The sequence below is a fragment of the Deinococcota bacterium genome (assembly GCA_030858465.1).
In the GTDB taxonomy this organism is placed as follows: Bacteria; Deinococcota; Deinococci; order Deinococcales; family Trueperaceae; genus JALZLY01.
This window is the reverse complement of sequence record JALZLY010000011.1, coordinates 1-2,243: the sequence shown is the minus strand read 5'-3', so window position 1 is coordinate 2,243 and position 2,243 is coordinate 1. Positions and strand designations below refer to the sequence as shown.

Genomic DNA, 2,243 nt, shown 5'->3' with positions numbered 1-2,243 from the left:
CAGCACGGCCTCCCCGCGCGCGAGCAGCGCCTGGTCGGCAGAGAAATCGCCGTGCAGGGCGCACCCTTGCTGGGGAGACGCCATCAGCGCCGAGGCGAGCGCGAGCGCCAGCCGGCGCGCCCGCGCCGCCAGCTCCGGGAGCAAAAAGGCCAGCGCGTTTGCCGCGGCAAAGAGGGAGTGAATCTCCTCCTTGCGGGAGAGAGGCTCGAGCGACTCAGCCTTTTGCGCGTGAAGCGCGGCCAAGGCCGCGCCGACCGTGCGGGCGCTCGCCGGGTTGAAGCGGGCGCCGCGAAGGGCCTGGTCGAGCGGGCGGCCGGAAAGCCAGGGCCAGACGAGCGCCTGTTGGCCGCTCGAGCCCCCGAGCAGGGGGGCGAGCGCAAGAGGCCCCGCCGGGCGAAATACCCTCGCGCCCCGGCGGGCCCTGGGAAAATCGTGGTTGTCGTAAAGTTTGACGACCGCCTGGGCGCCTACAGCGGTGACGAGCTGCGCCACGAAGCGGCGCTCGGGCTTGTAACGCAGCGGGCGCAGGCGGGCGCCGTGCAGCTCGAGATGACCGGGCAGGAGCTTGACCAGCATCCGCTTGCGCTTCGCGCCGTCGGCCAGCTTGACCAGAGCCCTCAGCTTGCGGTCGCTGGGAAAGGCGTAGACGGCGACCATGGGCTCGAGGATGAGGGGGCTGGGGATGACGGGGCTCATGGCGCTCTCGCCGCGGTGCTTCTCGAGGGCGTTGTGGAGCTTGTCAAAGGCATCCTTGCGGTGCGCCTTGGCGTGAACCTCGCTCACGCGGCCATCCAGCTTGAGGCGGTAAGCGACCAGGCAGTTGGTGCCGGGCTTGTAGCGAAGGTAACGAACAGACGGCTCCTCCAGCGTCACGTCCGGGAGCGCCGAGCGCAGCGCGTCGGCGAAGATCTCAGGGTCAAGCACCGTCGCCAGCCCCGGCAAGCGGTGGTCTCTGCGGATGATGTCCCTGTCATGAGCTGACAGCATAAGCTTCCTCCCGGTTCGGCTCCTTGATATCGGCATTCCTGGTATCGGCATTGGTGCTGGCAGCCGCCTGGAGCGCGTAGAGCGAGGCGTAGCGCCCGCCCGCCCGGAGAAGCGCCTCGTGCGTGCCCTGCTCGAGCACCCGCCCTGCCTCTAGGTAGACGATGCGGTCGGCGCGGGCGGCGAAGCCGAGGTCGTGGGTGATGAGCAGGGTGGTCTGCGCCCTGGAGAGTTCGTCCAGCGAGGTGCTGACCCAGCGCTCGTTCTCCTCGTCGAGACCGACGGTGGGCTCGTCCAAGATGAGAATCGGCGCCCTGCGGATGGCGGCGCGCGCCACCGCGAGGCGCTGGCGCTGCCCACCCGAGAGCGTGGCGCCGCGCTCGCCCAAAACGGTGGCGTAGCCCTGCGGCAAGGCCATGATGAAGTCGTGGGCGTAGGCCAGCTTGGCCGCCGCCTCGACTTCGTCGTTGCTCGCCTCCGGCACGCCGAAGGCGATGTTGTCGCGCACGCTGGCGCCGAAGAGCAGGTTGTCCTGGAGGACCACGCTGATCTGGCTCCGCAAGGACTCGAGCGTGTAGGCGCGGATGTCCCTGCCGTCGATGGTCACGCGGCCCGACGTAGGGTCGTAAAGGCGCGGCAGAAGGCTAGCCAGGGTGGACTTGCCGCTCCCCGACGGGCCGACGACGGCAACGCGCTCGCCCGGATCGATGCGGATGTAGATGTCCTCGAGCACGGGCTGGGCCAAGTCGTAGGCGAAGGAGAGCCCTTCGAAGCGCACCGCGCCCTCAAAGGCGGGCGCGGGCACCGCGCCGGGCGCGTCGCGGATGTCGGGCTCGCGGTCGAGGATCTCCAGGACGCGCTCGCCCGCGGCGCTCGCCTTGGCGAGGCGGCCGGTGTACTTGGCAAAGTCGCGCATCGGCTTGAAGGCGTTCTTGAGGTAGGTGATGAACACGATGAGGTCGCCGGGCGTCAGCGCGCCGCCCAGGACGAGCCGCGCGCCGAAAAAGAGCACCAGCGCGGTGGAGGTGGCGATGAGCACGTCGGCGGTGCGTTCCAGGCCCGCCGCTAGGCGCTTGGCCTTGACGCCTTCCTTCAGGCTCTTTTGGTTCTGGCTCGAGAAGGCCCTGCTGAAGGTGCCCTCGAGTGAGAGCGCCTGGACGATCTTGATGGCGCCTATCACCTCGGCGGCGGTCGCGGCCATTGCGCCCTCGCGCTTACGCTGCTGGCGCGCGACCTCGCGGATGCGGTTTCCCTGCCGC

General features: G+C 69.5%; 2 protein-coding genes. Both read right to left on the bottom strand.

Annotation, left to right across the window (positions count from 1 at the left end):
• Positions 1-987: phosphotransferase (locus tag M3498_00745; protein MDQ3457823.1), on the bottom strand; the 987-nt coding region annotated here is incomplete at its 3' end.
• Positions 971-2,243 (bottom strand): ABC transporter ATP-binding protein/permease (locus M3498_00740; protein ID MDQ3457822.1); only part of this gene is annotated, 1,273 nt, incomplete at its 5' end. The genes M3498_00740 and M3498_00745, both read right to left, overlap by 17 nt.